10 protein-coding genes are annotated in these 17,583 nt (G+C 60.8%); all 10 read right to left on the bottom strand.

All coding sequences use genetic code 11. From position 1 onward, the window contains the following. Positions 1-67: 67 nt before the first annotated feature. Positions 68-1,030 carry an alpha/beta hydrolase gene (locus tag AC6R19_RS09770; protein ID WP_500579617.1) on the bottom strand — a complete coding sequence of 321 codons (963 nt, stop codon included), beginning with the start codon at positions 1,028-1,030 and terminating at the stop codon, positions 68-70. Between the two features lie 175 nt (positions 1,031-1,205). Continuing rightward, positions 1,206-4,550 carry an endo-1,4-beta-xylanase gene (locus AC6R19_RS09765; protein ID WP_500579616.1) on the bottom strand — a complete coding sequence of 1,115 codons (3,345 nt, stop codon included), beginning with the start codon at positions 4,548-4,550 and terminating at the stop codon, positions 1,206-1,208. Positions 4,551-4,778: 228 nt separating this feature from the next. Continuing rightward, positions 4,779-6,446 (bottom strand): glycoside hydrolase family 43 protein, encoded by a 1,668-nt coding sequence (locus AC6R19_RS09760; protein ID WP_500579615.1) that lies wholly within the window; start codon positions 6,444-6,446, stop codon positions 4,779-4,781. Between the two features lie 109 nt (positions 6,447-6,555). Further along, entirely contained in the window at positions 6,556-7,680 is a 1,125-nt protein-coding gene (locus AC6R19_RS09755) for a family 16 glycosylhydrolase (protein ID WP_500579614.1), read from the bottom strand. Between the two features lie 240 nt (positions 7,681-7,920). Beyond that, entirely contained in the window at positions 7,921-9,084 is a 1,164-nt protein-coding gene (locus AC6R19_RS09750) for a helix-turn-helix domain-containing protein (protein WP_500579613.1), read from the bottom strand. A gap of 68 nt (positions 9,085-9,152) precedes the next feature. Continuing rightward, positions 9,153-9,350 (bottom strand): hypothetical protein, encoded by a 198-nt coding sequence (locus AC6R19_RS09745; RefSeq protein WP_500579612.1) that lies wholly within the window; start codon positions 9,348-9,350, stop codon positions 9,153-9,155. Continuing rightward, positions 9,307-9,645 (bottom strand): hypothetical protein, encoded by a 339-nt coding sequence (locus AC6R19_RS09740; protein ID WP_500579611.1) that lies wholly within the window; start codon positions 9,643-9,645, stop codon positions 9,307-9,309. The genes AC6R19_RS09745 and AC6R19_RS09740 overlap by 44 nt, the downstream gene beginning before the upstream one ends. Positions 9,646-9,728: 83 nt before the next feature. Then, complete coding sequence (locus AC6R19_RS09735; RefSeq protein ID WP_500579610.1) at positions 9,729-12,302, bottom strand: glycoside hydrolase family 3 protein; 2,574 nt, start codon at positions 12,300-12,302, stop codon at positions 9,729-9,731. Between the two features lie 196 nt (positions 12,303-12,498). Further along, complete coding sequence (locus AC6R19_RS09730) at positions 12,499-15,705, bottom strand: glycoside hydrolase family 3 N-terminal domain-containing protein (protein ID WP_500579609.1); 3,207 nt, start codon at positions 15,703-15,705, stop codon at positions 12,499-12,501. 73 nt (positions 15,706-15,778) lie between these two features. Continuing rightward, a complete protein-coding gene (locus AC6R19_RS09725) occupies positions 15,779-17,569 on the bottom strand; it encodes an IlvD/Edd family dehydratase (protein WP_500579608.1) in 1,791 nt (596 codons plus the stop codon). Positions 17,570-17,583: the final 14 nt, after the last annotated feature.

The following is a 17,583-nucleotide window of genomic DNA, read 5'->3' as shown; positions in this document are numbered from 1 at the left end:
CATGGCGCCCAGCGCGATTTCCCGCAGCGCAACGGCCGGGATATCCTGCAGTGATAGTCCGAAGGGCTCAGTTTTTCTCTCCTGAACTGGCAGCGAGAAAGCCGTTCACTTCCAGCCAGTGCATGAAGGCATCAAACCAGCGATTGCTGGTGCGGTCCGGATTCCCAAGGCCGAAACCGTGGCCGCCATTCTGATAGAGGTGAAACTCGACCGGTCGGCCCGCTTCGAACCAGGACTCGACCACGCCGAACTGGCCGCGGAAGAGAAAGTCATCTGTGGCGATAACATTGAACATGGGCGGGGCGTCCGCTGGCACCTCAACCGGGCCCATGCCGCCATAGATAGGGCCGATAAAGGCCAGGTCCATGGTCTTGGAGTTGAGCGTGGAGTGCATCGTGAGAGCGGCACCCGCCGAAAAGCCGATCATGCCCAGCCGCTCAGTATCGACGCCCCATTCCCCGGCGCGCTCGCCGATCAGGGCATAGGCAGCCTCGGCATCCTCGAGCTGATTGGACAGATCCCAGCGCGGCGGGTTCGGCGGTTTTTTATCTTGCGAAGCGTCGGAAGACGCCCCTGCCGCGGCGAAGAGTTGCTTCATCGATTCTCTGAAGCCGTCGAGCGATTCCGGAGTCGGCTGGAGACGATATTTGAGTACGAAGGCAGCGATCCCCCGTTCGGCCAGTGCCTCCGCGACTTCCCAGCCCTCATTGTCCATCGACAGCCATCGGAAACCACCACCGGGCGCCACTATCACGGCCGCACCATTGGCTTTGTCCGGTGCGGGCAGGAAGGGAGTAAGGGTCGCGGTGGAGATATTCCGGGCCATCGGGTCCCCCCACTGGCGGAACCACGTCTCGGGCGCTGTCTGCTTCTCGACCCCACCGGTACCCAGCGGAATGGCATTCGGCTCGGCGGGGGCTTCAAGCGGGTAGATGCTCCCGTCCTGCGCCACGGTGGGGGCAGCGAAGACGAGCAGGATTGTAACAAATACGAATAATGAGGCCAGGGTAGCTATTTTTGTCAGGCTCATAGATGTACCACTTATGATTGGCTGGGTGGCTGATGGTTGGAACTTATTAACCGCTACATAATTACTCAGTAACTACTCGCCCTAACAGTCACCCAACAGTACCCTCCCCCTTTTGGGGAGAGGGTTAGGGGTGCTGCTTTTCACGGGAGTTCAGGCTCGGCAATCACCTGAAGAGCTATCGTCCAAGGAAGTTCATCAGCCAGGTCATGGCCGGGCGGTGTGTACCGTCACTCCGGATAAGGCCGCTGTTGGGCACCCAGGTTCCGCCGACCACATAGCCCCACAGGGTAATCCCGACGACGGACGGATGGTTGGAAAACATCGGGAATTGCTCCTGCATGATCTGCAACTGTATCTGGTCGTCGGCATGATTGACGTCGTACTCGGAGATGTATATAGGCAGGCCCAGGGCGGCCACCGCGTCGAGTTTGCCCTGAAGATCATTCAGGGACCAGTCCTCCAGACCGTGCGCCTGCAAGCCGATGGCGTCCACCACGCCGGCTTCGACCGCCGGTCTGGCCATATCGATAAACTCCTGGGTATTCCAGCTCAGTACGTTGTAATCGTTCAGAATCAGAACGGCGTTCGGGCAATACTGTCTGGCGAGCTGGAACGAGCGGATGATCCAGTCATTGCCGAAAGCACTTTGCGCATAGCCGGCCGGCGCGTGGCCGGGGGTGGCCTCGTTGACCACGTCGATCATCTGGGTGTCCGGATAGCGTGCGCAGTAGTCGCGAATCCATTCTTCGATTTCCGCGGCCTGCTCCGAAGGGCTGAGATCATTGATCCAACCCGGGGACTGGTTTCCCCATACGAACGTATGCTGTTTGAACGGAATGCCATTCTGTTGGGCGAAGTTGTAGGCCGCATCCAGGCCACTCCAATTGTACTGGTCCCGAACGCCTTCCACACTGCTCCACTTGCCTTCGTTCTCGGGCGTGATCTGGTCCCAGTACTGCATAAAGTCGGGCCGGACCTGGCCGCCGGTGGTGATGTTGCCGACAAAGAAACCGGTGGGGGAAGGGCCTGGGTCGGCGCCGAAGACCGGGCCGAAGTTGATATGACCGTTGCAGTGCAGCCACTCGGAGTTCGAGCCGCCGCCACACTGGTCGTTGCCCCAGACGCCGGTGTTCTCGCTCTGGCCCTCGGCCTGGCGGACCTGGCCGTTGACCTCCACGTAATCAATCTGTACATCGGCGTCGCTGGCATCGTTGGTATAGGCTACGGTGAGATCGCCGTTCAGGTTAGTGGTAGCCGTGTAATCCATCATGCCGGTGGTCAGCGTCCAGCTTTGCACGTCGGAGCCGCCCACCCGCAGGGTGATGGATTCGGTACCGGTGGTACCCAGGGCGCGGACGGTGATTGTGCTGGCGATGGGACCGAAATTGATATGGCCGTTGCAGTGCAGCCACTCACTGCTCGAGCCCCCCCCGCACTGGTCATTGGCCCAGACGCCGGTATTCTCGCCCTGGTCCTCGGCCTGGCGGACCTGTCCGTTGATCTCCACGTAATCAATCTGTACGTCGGCCTCGCCGTTGTCGTTGGTGAAGGCCACGGTGACATCACCGGCCAGGTCGGTGGTGGCCGCGTAATCCGTCATGGCGGTAGTCAGCGTCCAGGTCTGTACGTCGGTACCGCCCACCCGCAGGGTGATCGACTCGGTGCCAGTGGTACCGAGGGCGCGGACCAGGATCGTATTGTCGCCCCCACCACCACTGCCGGAGCCGCTGATCTCTCCGGCGGATGCCGTCAGCGTAACCCGATCCAGCCCCGCGCCGTCTTCGCGCCGCAGAATCCGCAGCGTGTGCTCACCCGCCGCCAGGTTGTCGAAGGTCGCCGGCAGCAGCGTATCCCAGCCGCTTGTGGCGGTATTGTTTTGCGTAACCCAGGAACCCGAGTCCAGTTTGTAATAGAAGGAATCGTCATCGGCGTTCGGCAGGTTGGCCCGCACCTGGAACTGCACGTCCGCCGCTTGCGAGAGCGTAAAGCGGATCTCGACCTGGCCGGTTTCGCCGTCAGAAGGCGAACTCAGTATCTGAGTGCCGTTGTTCGGCCAGGCAATATACTGTCCGCCGGAAGCGGCCGAATCGAACTCCACATTGAACGGTGAAAAACTGCCCTGGCCGGAGAGGTTTTCCAGTTCCACCTCCAGCGTGCTGCCCTCGACCGCACCGCTAAACCGGTACCAGTCCAGATTAAACAGATAGTCGCTTCCGCCGGAGAACCGCAGGAAGAGGTCGTGAAGACCGGTCACGGTGTCGATCTGCGTCGAAACCGTCTGCCAGTTCTGCCATCCCCCGGTATTGCCGACGCTGAGGCTGCCGACCGGTGGATTGTTTACATCGTCGAGAATTATCTCAAGGTTGCCGCCGCTGGTGTCCGAAGCGACGGCCGCCTCGAAGCCGGTTGCGCCGGAGCCGAAATCGACATTGGAGATCTTCACCCAGTCGCCGTTTTCGATAAACGCCAGGTTCCGGGTGCCGCTGGTGGGGCCCTCGATCTCGATGCCCTGCTCTTTGTCGATGGTTTCCGCTTCGTTTTGGGTGAAGGGATCGACGTTCTTCAATTTCGGCACACCTGCCGATCCCGCATTGACCTGCTGTATGCTGCCGTCGCCGTTATAGAAGAGCCGGTCCACGTTGATGGAGCGCTGGAAGGTGCTGGCTCCCCGCGCATTGGCGACCGCCCGGTTGTGGTAGAAGAGGTACCACTGGTTGTTGAACTCCACGATAGACTGGTGATTGTTGTTATTGTTGTTTTCCCAGGGATTAGGGAGCACAGTACCGCGGTGCACAAACCCGGAAGTCGGGCTGTTGCTGGTCATGTAGTCTATCGCCAGCCCCGCCTCGGTATTGGTGGAATAGGACAGATAGTAGGTGCCGTTGCGCTTGTGCATATACAGCGCTTCAAAGAAATTGGGCACATCCAGCGTTATGGCCGCACCACTGGTGCTGATCATATCGTCGTTCAGGAGGATCACGCGGGCGTTGCCCGGTCCGCCGCCGCCGAAATACAGATAGGCCTGGCCATCGTCATCGATAAACACACCGGGGTCGAACACCCAGTCCACATTCGCATTGGGCGTATCCCGGTCGACCAGAGGGCGTCCCAGCGGATCGGTAAAGGGCCCGGTCGGACTGTCACTCACCGCCACCCCGATTGAACTGGCACCGTCGGGAAAGTACAGATAGTACCTCCCGTTGCGTTCGATGATATCGGGCGCATAGGCGAGGTTGGCCCAACTGGTGTCGGTGCGCGCATTGAAGACCACACCGTGATCCTGCCAGTTGATCATGTCGTCCGACGAGAACATATAGTAGTCGTGCAGCTCGCTGTAATCCGACTGGGTATCCTGGTCGTGAGTGACGATCACGTAAATCCGGCCGTCGAATACCCGCGCCGCCGGGTCCGCCGTGTAGACCTGGGATACCAGCGGATTGTCGGCGGAGCAGACGGCTGAAACCGATAACAGAACGGCTGTCAGAATGATTTTCCGCAGGGTTTTTATTCCATGCGTCATAAGAAAGTTTCCGTGCCCGTCCGCCGATCGCGGGAAGGGGACGATTGGCTTTGTGATTTTCATGCATTTTCTCCAGGATTGGTTTTATTTCTTTCGCCATTCTCTCTCGCGAAATCTCTTATTTTTCGTAACTAATCACCCCTGTAGGAGCCTGCCTGCAGGCGAACAAGAACAGATCTCCGTTGCCATTCGCCTGCAAGCAGGCTCCTACAAGATGGTTCCCCTGAATCAATGTGGCTCCCGATGCGCTTCCCCGTATAGAGCCAAGCCAAAATCGCCTGTTTCCGATTCGCTCTGAATCAGCGACCGATCCTGGTAAGCCGCTCCCGCCGAATAGGTATCCGCCCGTGTCCTGCGCCAGAAAAGCGGAGCCGCGCCACGCACACCCTGAAGTTCCATTACATAGTTTCTGCCCGTCTTCAAAACAGGCTGGCGGGATTCGGCCAGACGAAGCTGAAGCAATCCCTGTGGTTGGGGCTTGTAGTTTATTCGCAGTCCGTCGCTTGCCCCCAGAAGGTTCTCTCCCACTGTATAGGAAGAAACAGGGTTGCTTTTCGCATCGCCTTCGTCAATTTCATACAAAGCCAGGGTGACGGGTTTATCTTCGATGGTTCCGAACCCGTCCCCGGCATACAGGCCGATTTCCTGTAGTTTAAAATCGACATCGGGGCTGAACGTTTGTCCCAGATGGGTGACGCCGCTGTCGCCGCGATTAAAACTCTCCGAGACAATGGCGGTGTTATAGGGATCGTCGGTGGTCCGCAGTACAGGGCTTCCTTTCCACGCAGCGGCGGCGGTTGCCGTATTCTGTGCGACGTCTATGTCGCTTCCCACCGTGACCAGAGGACCGTGGGGATTGAGGATAGGTGTCTGATAGACTTCGGGTGAATGGGGCTGAATACTCACTCCGGCTTTCGTTTGTTTGATCGGCTTAATGGTCCCATCTTCATTATAGTGAAGATACTCCACGGCCACGGACCGCCTGCCCATGGCTCCCGGCACGCCCTTTATCGAGAGCCTGGCGTCGTGGTAGAAAAAGTACCATTGGTCCTTGTACTCGACGATGCCGGGATGGATGGTGTAGCTGTTTTCGGTGCGGTCGGTGAGAATGCCCCGATAGGTCCAGGGACCCGTAATCCGGGGAGCCGTGGCATAACACATCTTTTCATACATGTTCTGGTGCGCAAAGCAGGGATAGGTCAGGTAGACCACGTCCTTGCGCTTGTACAGCCACGGCCCTTCAGTATAGTTGGGCAGGTATATTTCCCGGATAGGACCGTCGAACTCGATCATATTGGGCTTGAGCCTGGCCAGGTACAAATGCATGTTGCCCCATGCCAACCAGGTAGTACCGTCATCATCGGTAAACGCGGTCGGATCGATATCGTCCCAGTCGTGTGGATCTTCCGGTGTTGGAGTCATTGCGTCATAAGCCAGGGCGGAGCCTTTTGCGTCCTTGAACGGTCCGAGCGGTGTGTCCGCAACCGCGACCCCGATGGCCTTGGCGTTGTGCGGGGGGCCGTGCTCCACAGTGGTGTAGAACCAGTACTTTCCGTCCTTTTCAATCACCTGTGAGGCCCAGGCATCCCTGATCGCCCAATCGAAATCGGTGGGCTTCATGACCGGACCGTGATACGTCCAGTGTTTCATGTCCGTGGTGGAATAGACGACCCATTCGGTGATGTTGAACATCTGGCCTTCGCCGGCTTCATCGTGGCCGACATAGACATACAAGGTATCGCCAACGACCAGCGGCGCGGGATCCGCTGTAAAAATATTCCTGAAGATCGGGTTTTCACCGGGCTCATACTCTTCTGCAAGTCCGGATACCGCAAGAGTCGTAAGTACGGACAACGCCAGCAGCGTTGTGGGGATCTTGAATTTTATCATATTCATACATATGCATTTGACTGGGCAGCAAGCTACTGCCAAGCGCATCAACTTGTAGTAAACCTGCCCGATCAGGGGTGATCGGGCAGGTTTCAGAGCAGAAGGAAAGTTTGTTCTACCACCAGTAAACCGAGGCCCACGGAAAATCCCCGGCGCTGGCTTCAAAAACGTAGTAGTCGCCGACACCCTTGGCCGGCAAGGGCGCGCCGGGGGAAGTGACGGCGGTGCCGGAGCCATTCACTGTCACGGAGATAGAGCGCCCGGAAAAGTTCGACACACCCCAGCCGGATATCATGTCCTGAGTGCGGAAGCAGTAGGCTCCGCTGGTGTTGAAATTGCCTGACTGCCCCCCTGATATCACCGGGCACTCGCCGCCGCCCGAGCTGCTGGAGGAGGAACTGCTGCTCGACGAACTGGACGATGAGCTGGAGGAACTGCTGGACGACGAACTCGAGCTGCCGCCGTTATCGGCGGGCGGCGTCCCGTTGAAGCCTTCCTGGCCCTCCCGGGTCAGGGACAGCACTAGGTAGCCGTTGGTGGTCACGGCGTTGGCCGACGCGAAGTCCGCGCGGTTTTCGGCGAAGGTCCAGTCGGCCTTTCCCCAGCGGCCGGTGTCGAACCAATTGAAGTCGTCCCGCCATTCAAAGTTGAAACCGCTACCGTTCCAACTGTGGTACTCGATCCAGTTGACGAACATATGCACCGGCAGGATGCTGTCGTTCCAGGGACCGACCCAGGCGGGAATATTCGGGGGCCAGAAGTTGAAGCGTGCCTGCGCGGGGTTGATCAGGTCGCTGGCCTGCCCCCCCTGCGTCTCACGCACCACCTGCCCGTCGACCAGCCATCGCACCCGCTGTGGCGTCCATTCAATGCTGTAGGTATGGTAATCCTCGGCGAGGGACACGCCGGCATTGTGCACCTGTTCGGAGGTAATCCGGCTGTCCAGGCCGGTGATGATATTGCTTTGCCACGACTGGGCGTTGTTCTGACCGAAAACCTCGATATCGACCTCTTCCCAGGCCACGCCCTCCAGTTCGGACCCGTCTTTCCACAGGAAGAAATTGGATATGATCCCGCTGCCCTCGGCCGCACGCATCCGGAATATGTACTTGCCGTAGAGTTGGCTATTGTTGGTGAAAATTTCCGCGGCTTTATACGGTTTGGCACCGGCGGCCAGCGGAGACAGCGCCACGACGGCAATCAATACCGTCCGCATGACGTAAAAAGTTGACTGAAACACGATTTCCCCTCCCTAGACTTTTATTTAAACCTGAGGCAACCGTCGCGGGCCGCCCGGACATGACTCCGGCATACCCGGCGGGACAATCAGGTCCCCATTACGCAACCGCTCGCCCGACCCTGCAAATAAAGGCAGGCTCAAGCAGAGGCTGAAAGTCTGTTACGGCCGCAGCCGCGGGTAAAGCTGCAATTTTTGCGAAGCAAAAATTGAGACGCGCCTGCGGTACGCGCGGCGCCACGGTCAACCGGGCAGGCCGGACATATGGCGGCGTCGGTATTCTGTGGGAGTAACGCCGGCAAACTTCTTGAAGAAGCGGTTGAAGGTGGCTTTACTGTTGAACCCGGACTTAGAGGCAATATCGAGCACGGAATCGTCGCGGTTCGCCGGGTCGGCGAGACACCGTTTGGCCTCCTCCACACGGTAGCTATTGACGTACTCCAGGAAATTGCGACCAAATCGGCGCTTGATCGCCGAGGATACCTGGCGAGGCGGCAGTTCCACATGCCCGGCAAACTCGTCCACAGTCAGCCTGGGGTTGAGGAACAACTTTCTGATTTCCATGGCCACGCGGATTCGGTCGACATGTTGCGGGTCGACTGGATCACAATCTTCGGGCCGATCGCGTTTTGTATCCTGGCTGATGCTTCCAAGAACACCCGCGTGGATCAGGCTGTAGAACACAAGAGTATTGATCAGCACAAAGATCATGTAATTGCCGATAATACCCATCATGTCGCTGATGCCGCCGGGGCGATACAGGCCGAAGATATGTGTGACCAGACTCCAGCTCCAAGCCAAAAGGAAACCGCCGATCAGCATATGTAACCATACAAAATCGATTTTCTCGATATTCGAGTAGCTGTCCTTCAAGAGGCCGCGATAACGGGCGAGCTGGAAAAGACAGGCCATGCCGTAGACGACCACAACGGACTTTTGTGCCGTAACAAATATATCGTGACAACCACCCGTGGAACTGAAAATCTCAAGGCCCAGAACGAGGTCGCCTTGGACAGCCGCAGGATAGCGGTGATAAACGAAGTAGAGATAAAACTGTGCGGCGATCACCGGGAGCAGGTGCCACATATTCAGCCGACGAAAGGAGAAGTCTCTGTAAATCATCGACCGGGTGTACCAATACAGCGCCGGGCCCTGTAGAAAATAGGCGAACCCGAAAAGGAAAAACAGGTTTGGCGAGATATAGAACACCCGGTAGCGAACCGCCTCTCCCCAGTATATGAGGGTATCGATTGCAATCAGCGCATTCAGAATCAGAAAAATTGCCAGCAGCCGGTGAGCGAGGGGCCTGGCGCCGCGATGCGCCAGAAACAGCACCGCGAGAATACTGCACTCGCCGGCGATCAACAGCAGGGCGACATCGTGGATGTTGAAAATTACCGCCTTCATATTGAGATCACCGTTCTCATCCCATGGGGCGGGGGAGCATCACTCGGTATGTATAGCCGTCATCCCGTTCAGAGCGCCTTGTAACTGAAGTCCCTGAGCCGGATACCGCCCTCGCCCGCGCTGTAGAGACCGATCCTGGGACTCAGGAAACCGCCGAAGACATTGTGGTGAATTCCGGATATCTCCATGCGGTGCCCGTGCAGGGTCCAGGCCTTGCCGCCGTCATGGGAATAACGATAAGTGATGACGTTGTTGTCGTTGGTCATCCTTACCCGCCGGCTGGCGGTACCAGCTCTGTTCCCCGGCGTACTGGAAGGTCTTGATATGCTCCCGGGAAAAGCCGAGGCCCACGAAGGCCTTGTCGCTGTAGAAGAGCAGCAGTCTGCCCTCGGCCCCGTCATCGAGCAGGTCGATGGTGACTTCCGCCTCGTAGGCGCAGTCGCCGACGGTACAGGTGAGCGGCGTACTGTCCGCGGGGCTTGTACCGCTGGCGGCGATACGCAGGCCTTTTTTTCCCGTAGCGGATGCGCTCCCTGTAGGAACCTGCTTGCAGGCGAACAAGAACGGAACTCCGTAGCCGTTCGCTTGCAAGCAAGCTCCTACAGCGTGACCTGACTCAACACATTGCTTTTAGCCGGGGGCGCCTAGCCCTCGCACCGCACAGTCGCGCTGTCCGCGCCGCCGGGTATGTATTTGATATTGGCCAGCGCCAGGGACAGGGGCCCCTCGCTCTCCAGCAGCAGGCTGCTGTCGACGCGAGAGAATTCCGCGCCCTGCTCGGCGAAGCACTGCAGGTCGATGGACAGGGGTGTCCACTGGCCCGGCTCGATTTTTTGCAGGGATTCGTTAAGCGGCAGCCTGCCCTGGCAGTCGCCGCCGCAGGCCACCGAGGCGAATACCTGTCCGCCGGGCTCGCTGTCCAGGCGGATATCCAGGCTCAGGGTACCGCCGGATTCCAGGTAGCGGCTCAGGTCCTGGGGCCTGTCTGCGCGCAGGGCCACACCGCCGGGGCGCAAGCCCTTCCACTGCACCAGGCGCGCGTCCTCCTGGTTGCGCATATCGATGGCGGACACACGGATATTGTCGTCGCCGCTCGCGGCGAGATTGCCCTCGACTTTAAGCGGCGCACTGCCCTCGTCGAGAATGGTCAGGTCCCAGGGCGCGCGCGGGCGCCACACCATCATCCAGGCGTCTTCCAGTTTTCCCGAAGCGTAGCTCTCGCCCTGCTCAGGCAGGTTGTTGGCGATTTCGACATCGTCGGCATAGCTGAGGCCGTAGCCGTAGGCGAACAGCGGCTCGTAACCGTCGTCCCCCAGGTTGAGCGGCACCTGGTCCACCAGGCGCGGCCAGCTGAAGGAGAGCTTTCCGGTAAAGTCGTATCGTTTTTTGCCTTCGGCGTCGGTGAGAATCACATCGGCCACCCCGGCGCCCTCGGAACCCGGCAGCCAGGCGGCGACGAAGGCATCGGAGGCATTCAGCTCCTTGTTGATCCACAGCGGGCGACCGGAAATGAAAATACTCACCACCGGAATATTCTGCGCTTTCAGTTTCTTCAGCAGCGCCAGGTCGCGCTTGCTGCCGAACTGGTATTCGAGGCTGGTGATATCGCCGTGCCACTCGGCGTAGGGCTCCTCGCCGAAGACCACCACGGCCACATCGGGCCTGTCCCCTTCATAATCTCCGTCGACCGAGAGCAGCGCCTCGCCGCCGGCCTTCTCCACCGCGCTTTTGATGCCGGCGTAAATGGAGGTGGCTCCGGGGAAGTCCGCCGCCGTATTGCCGGTGCCCTGCCAGGAAATGGTCCAGCCGCCGCTCTGCTTGCCGATATTGTCCGCGGCGTCGCCAGCCACGAGGATTTTCTGTTTCGGGTTTAGCGGCAACAGTTGGCCGTTGTTTTTCAGCAACACCAGGGATTTGCGCACCGCCTCGCGGGCTATGGCCCTGTGCTCGTCGCTGCCGAGAACGCCGGCCTTGCCCGCCAGGGGCTTGGTTCGGGGATTGTTGCGTTCGAACAGGCCCGCGCGCATCTTGACCCGCAGTATGCGCGTCACCGCGTCGTCGATGCGGCTCATCGGTATCTCGCCGCTTCTGGCCTGGGCCAGGGTGTTTTCGTACAGCGGCTTCCAGTCCGATGGCACCATAAACATATCCAGGCCGGCGTTGATCGCCTGGGGACAGCTCTCCAGGGTGCAGCCGTCCACGAAGCGGTGGCCGTTCCAGTCGCCGACGACGAAACCGTCGAAGCCGAGCCGGCCTTTCAGCACATCGGTGAGCAGGTGTTTGTGCCCGTGCAACCGCTTGCCGTTCCAGCTGTTGAAGGAGGCCATCACCGTCTGCACGCCGGCGTCCAGTGCGGCGATATAGCCGGCGGCGTGTATCTCCGCCAGTTCCCTTTCCGACACCTTTGTGTCGCCGCGATCCATGCCGCGCTCGGTGCCGCCGTCGCCGATAAAATGCTTGGTGGCGGAGATCAGCTTGTGGCCGCCGAGAAATTCTTTCGAGGCTTTGCCGCCCTGTATGCCCTCGACCATGGCGCGGGCGTATTCACCCACGATTTTCGGATCCTCGGAGTAACTCTCGAAGGTGCGCCCCCAGCGGTCGTCGCGCACCACCGCCACCGTGGGGGCGAAGGTCCAGTCAATGCCGGTTACCGCCACTTCCCGCGCGGTGGCCTCGCCGATGCGCCGGATCAGCTCCGGGTCCTGGGCGGCACCCAGGCCGATATTGTGCGGGAACAGGGTCGCGCCTATGACGTTGTTGTGGCCGTGCACCGCGTCACTGCCCCAGAGCACCGGGATGGCCACACCGCCGTCGGAGGTGTCCATCGAGGCCGCGTGGTAGGCCTCGGCCAGCGCCAGCCAGTCTTCCGGCGTGGCGAACTTGTCGTTGTTCGGGTAGGTACCACCGCCGTTCAGTATCGAGCCCAGGTGGTATTTCCTGACGTCCTCCGGGGTGGCGTACTTGATCTCCGCCTGGATCAGCTGGCCGACTTTTTCCTCCAGGGACATTTCTTCCAGCAGTGCGGCGATCTTTTTCTCCAGTGCGGGATCCTTTGCCAGCGCCGGTTCGAGTTTCGGCCAGGGGCTCGGGTCCGCGGCCGCCGCTTCCTTTTCCGCAACTTTCGCTTCCGCACCTTTCTTTTCCGCACTTTGCTGGTCCACACCGCAGGCCGATAACAGCACCGCCAACGCCGACGCGATCAGTCTATGCTTGTACATAATTTTCTCCAGTTTCACTTTTGTCATTGTTGTGGTGCTGTTTTTTTCTATTCGGATTTCGGCTGGTGGATGCGTCCGGCGTGGATGCGCCTTACCGCTGCCCCAGATTGGAGGATGCGCTTATCCACCCTACCGCTCGTCCCGGGTCCCGAGTCCCGAGTCCCGAGTCCCGAGTCCCGAGTCCCGAGTCCCGGCATCATTGCATCAGCTCCGCCAGAGTCGGCTCCATCGCCTCGGCCCAGATCTCGTAGCCGCGCTCGTTCGGGTGCAGGAAATCGGGCATGATCTCCTTGCTCAACCTGCCGTCCTCGTCGAGGAATTCGCTGTAGATCTCCTGGTAGAACACGTGCTCGCTGTCGGCGTAGCCGGAAATGATTGCGTTGATGTCGCGGTTGATCTTGCGCATTGGCGTGCCCGGTTCGGCGTCCCGCGGGAAGATGCTCAGCAGCAGGATTTTCATCTGCGGCTGGCGCGCGCGCAGTTCGTCCAGCACCGCGCGGATGCCGGCGGCGGTCAACTCCGGGTCCTCCCGGCGGTGGCCAGTGTTGTTGGTGCCTATCATCAGTACCGCGACCTTGGGTTCTATGCCGTCGACTTCACCGTGGCGCAGGCGCCACAGCAGGTTTTCGGTCCTGTCGCCGCCGAAACCCAGGTTGACGGCATTGCGGTCCGCATAAAATTCCTCCCACACGGCCTTGCCCGCGCCTTCCCAACCCTGGGTGATGGAGTCGCCGATCATCAGCAGGTCCACGTCCCGCTCCTCGATGCGCGCCAGCTTTTCCTCGTGGCGGGGCAGCCACCAGTCCCGCGCCCAGTAGGTATCGAGGGTCGCCGGGGTGACGGAGAGCTTGCGGTAGTCGGGGCAGGCCTCGCTGGCCTCCCCCTCCTTCTGCAGGCGGATATTGGCCACGGCCACCTGGCCGGCGCCGCCGCCGCGCAATTCGAAGGGTACGGACACCGCCGAGAGGTCGTCGCCGTCGCGAACGAAGCAGCTGAGCTTGACGCTCAGGTGCTGCCAGCCCTGCCCGGCCATGACTTCGGCCCGCCTGGAGAGTTCCAGCTTCCGCTCGCACTCGCCGCCGCCTTGTTTATTGCAATGGAGCACCAGGTCCAGGCCGCCCTTGTCCAGGTCGTCCACCTTGAGATCGAAGGACAGAACGCCCTCCGGCACATAGCCGGACAGGTCCAGCGGGCCGCCATGTTTGAGGCTCAGGCCGGCCAGCCAGGTGTCCTGCCACTTGAAGGTGAGCGCATCTTCCTGCACATCCTTGTCGCTGGTCACTACGGTGACGCGGCCGCTGGGCAGTTTGGCAAAGGCACCGCTCAGCATCTGGTTCTGCTCGAAATCATTGATCTGCACACCCCAGGGCTGCAGCGGGCGGCCCACATACAGGTTCAGTAAGTCCGGCTGGCCGCGCATCAGGCCGGGGACATTTTCCGCGAGGCTTGAAGGTCCCTGGTCGGCGGACTCATAGTCCAGGCCGTAGCCGTAGGCGAAGAGCGGGTCGTAGTCCGGGTGGTGGGGATTGAGGCGCGCCTGCAGCGGCAGTTTCGGCCAGGAGAAGGAGAGCCTGCCGTTGAAATCGAAATTCGGCTCGCCGTTTTCTTTCGCGATAATCACGTCCGCCACACCGGCCCCTTCGGTGCCCGGCAGCCAGGCGGCGACGAAGGCGTCGGAGGCGTTCAGTTCCGGATTCACCCACAGCGGGCGGCCGGACAGGAATACGGAAACCACCGGAATACCCGCCACGCGGAATTTTTTCAGCAGCGCCAGGTTTTTCTTCTTGCCGGCCTCGAATTCCAGTGTATTCAGGTCCCCCTGGCCCTCCGCGTAGGGCTGCTCGCCGAACACGACAATCGCCACATCCGGTTTCCGCTCGAAGCTGCCGTCAACCGAGAGCTGCGCGCTGCCACCGGCCTTTTCCACCGCAGCCTCAATGCCGGCGTAAATCGAGGTGGCACCGGGGAATTTCTCATTGGGAATACCTGCGCCCTGCCAGCTGACGCTCCAGCCGCCGGACTGCATGGCGATGCTGTCGGCGCCGTCGCCGGCCACCAGGATTTCCTGTTTCGGGTTCAGGGGCAGGATATGGTTGCGGTTTTTCAGCAGCACCAGGCTCTCGCGCACGGCGCGCCGCGCCAGGGCCCGGTGTTCCGGGGAGCCGACCAGATCCTCGCGGCCGGCCAGCGCGCGCTCGGAGGGCTTCTTGTCGAACAGGCCCGCGCGCAGCTTCACCCTTAAAATGCGCCGCACCGCATCGTCGAGTCTCTGCATCGGGATTTCCCCGGCGCGCACTTGGGCCAGGGTATTTTTTATCATTGCCTTCCAGTCGTAGGTGACCATCAGCAGGTCGATGCCGGCCTCAATCGCCTGGGGACAGCTGTCATTGGTGCAGCCGGGTACCTGGCCGTGGCCGTTCCAGTCGCCCACAACCAGGCCGTCGAAGCCCATGCGCTTTTTCAACACCTCGGTCAGCAGGTAGCGGTTGCCGTGGTGTTTCTCGCCGTTCCATGAGGAGAAGCTGGCCATCACCGTCTGCACCCCGGACTCGATGGCGGCCGGGTAGCCGGCATTGTGGATCTTCACCAGCTCGCGCTCGTCGATGCGCGCATCGCCCTGGTCGTCGCCACCGAAGGTGCCGCCGTCGGCGAGGAAGTGCTTGGCGGTGGCAATCACGTGTTTTTCGCCGAGGAAATTCCTATCGCCGGCAGGGCCCTGCAGTCCCTCCACCATGGCCGCGGCGTATTCGCGCACCAGCTCGGGCTTCTCCGCGTAGCTCTCGTAGGTGCGGCCCCAGAGGTCGTTCTGGGCCACTGCCAGGGTCGGGGCGAAGACCCACTCGACGCCGGTGGTGCGCACCTCTTCCGCGGTGGCCGCGCCGATTTCCCGAATCAGTTCCGGGTCGCGTGCGGCGCCCAGGCCGATATTGTGGGGAAACAGGGTGGCGCCGACCAGGTTGCCGTTGCCGTGTACCGCATCGGTGCCCCAGAAGACCGGTATCGCGGCGCCGCCATCGGCCGTGTCCATGGACGCCTCCCAGTAGGCGTCCGCCAGCGCCAGCCAATCCCTGGGAGCGGCACCGTCCACACGGTTGGGCATGGAGCCGCCGCCGTTCAGGACCGAGCCGATATGGTATTGCTTCACTTCTTCCGGGGTGATCGACTGGATTTCCGGCTGCATTATCTGGCCGACTTTTTCTTCCAGGGTCATTTTCGCGAGCAGTTTTTCCACCCGCGCTTCGACGTCCCGGTCGGCGGTGGGGCTGGAGGCCCGGGGCCAGTTGTCCAGGCCTTTCTTTTCCACAGTGCCGCTGGGTTCCACTGTGCCACAGGCGCTCAACAGCAGCAGCGCCGCGGCCAGGATGGTGTGCCGGGGTTTGGCGGCCGGGTCGATCTTTTTCATGGCAATTATCTTTTTAACTCGGTACATCTTCTGTGTTCTCCTGTAGGAGCGCTCCTCAGTTTCATTCCCCAATTCAGTGCGAATTCCGCGGCGTACCGTGGCGCTCGACGATACGCAGGTGCTCTTTCCCCATGGCCATATCGCCGCCATCGGCGAGCTGGGTGGCTGTGTTGCGGTAGATCTCCTGCCAGGGGGTCTGGTTGACCAGTTGCGGCGACTGCAACTGCGCGCGGCGACGCTCCAGTTCCGCATTGTCGAGCAGCACATCGACGCGGTTGTTGTTCAGGTCTATCTCGACCATGTCGCCGCTCTGCAGCAGCGCCAGGCCTCCGCCGGCGGCCGCCTCCGGCGAGGCGTTCAGTATCGACGGGCTGGCGGAGGTGCCGCTCTGGCGGCCGTCGCCGATACAGGGCAGGCAGTTGATGCCGCGCCTGATCAGGTAGTTGGGCGGGCGCATGTTGACCACTTCCGCGGAACCGGGATAGCCGAGAGGGCCGCAGTTGCGGATCACCAGTATGCAGTTGCCGTCGATATCCAGGGCAGGGTCGTCGATGCGGTGGTGATAGTCCTCGGGGCCGTCGAAGACGATGGCGCGGCCGCGCAGCACATTGGGACTTTCCGGATTGGACAGGTAATTCCTGCGGAAGTCTTCGCCGATCACGGATTTCTTCATGATCGCCGAGTCGAACAGGTTGCCGCGCATCACCGCGAAGCCGGCGTTTTCCAGCAGCGGATTCGCATAGGGGCGAATCACATTCTCGTTGCGGGAAAACTGCTTGCCGTAATTCTCGCCGATGGTCTTTCCGCTTGCGGTCTTGCAGTCGCCGTGAATGAGGCCGGCGCGCAACAGTTCGCCCATCACCGCGGGCACACCGCCGGCGCGATAGAAATCCTCGCCCAGGTATTCGCCAGCCGGCTGGCAGTTGACCAGTAGCGGGATTTTTTCGCCGAATTCCTGCCAGTCGTCGATGGACAGCTCGACACCCATGCGGTTGGCGATGGCCTGCAAATGGGGCGGCGCATTGGTGGAGCCGCCGATGGCGGAGCAGAGGCGCACGGCGTTGAGGAAGGCCTCGCGGGTCATGATGTCGGAGGGCTTCAGGTCTTCCCACACCATATCGACGATGCGCATCCCGGTGTAGTAGGCGATGGCCGGGCGCTCCTTGTAGTTCGCGGGTATCGCCGCACAGCCGGGCAGCGACATGCCCAGTGCCTCCGCCAGGCTGTTCATGGTCAGCGCCGTGCCCATGGTGTTGCAGTGACCGCTGGAGGGCGCCGACGCTGTGACGTTTTCCATGAACTGTTCGTAGTCGATATCGCCGCGGGCATAGTCCTCCCGCGAGCGCCAGATAATGGTACCGGAGCCCACGCGCTGCTCTTCATTGTTTTTTGTATCCCAGCCGTTGAGCATGGGGCCGCCGGAGAGCACGATTGAGGGAATGTTGACCGCCGCCGCGGCCATCAGCGTGGCCGGGGTGGTCTTGTCGCAGCCGGTGGTGAGCACCACGCCGTCGAGGGGGTAACCGTAGAGGATTTCCACCAGCCCCAGGTAGGCGAGGTTGCGGTCCAGGGCGGCGGTGGGGCGCTTGCCCATTTCGGCGATGGGGTGCACGGGAAACTCGAACGGAATGCCGCCGGCATCGCGGATGCCCTCGCGCACCCTTTTCGCCAGTTCAATATGATGGCGGTTGCAGGGCGTCAGGTCGCTGCCGGTCTGGGCGATGCCGATAATCGGCTTGCCGGACTGCAGCTCCTCGCGGGTGAGGCCGTAGTTCAGGTAGCGCTCGATATAGATGGCGGTCTGGTCCGGTTGCGAGGGATCGTTGAACCAGTCGGCGCTGCGGAGTTTTCTCTTTTTGTTCATCTGCCAAATCTTAT

It is taken from the genome of Microbulbifer sp. SE14 (assembly GCF_059834885.1).
The sequence above is the reverse complement of the archived record's forward strand: the minus strand, read 5'-3'. Positions and strand labels throughout refer to the sequence as shown.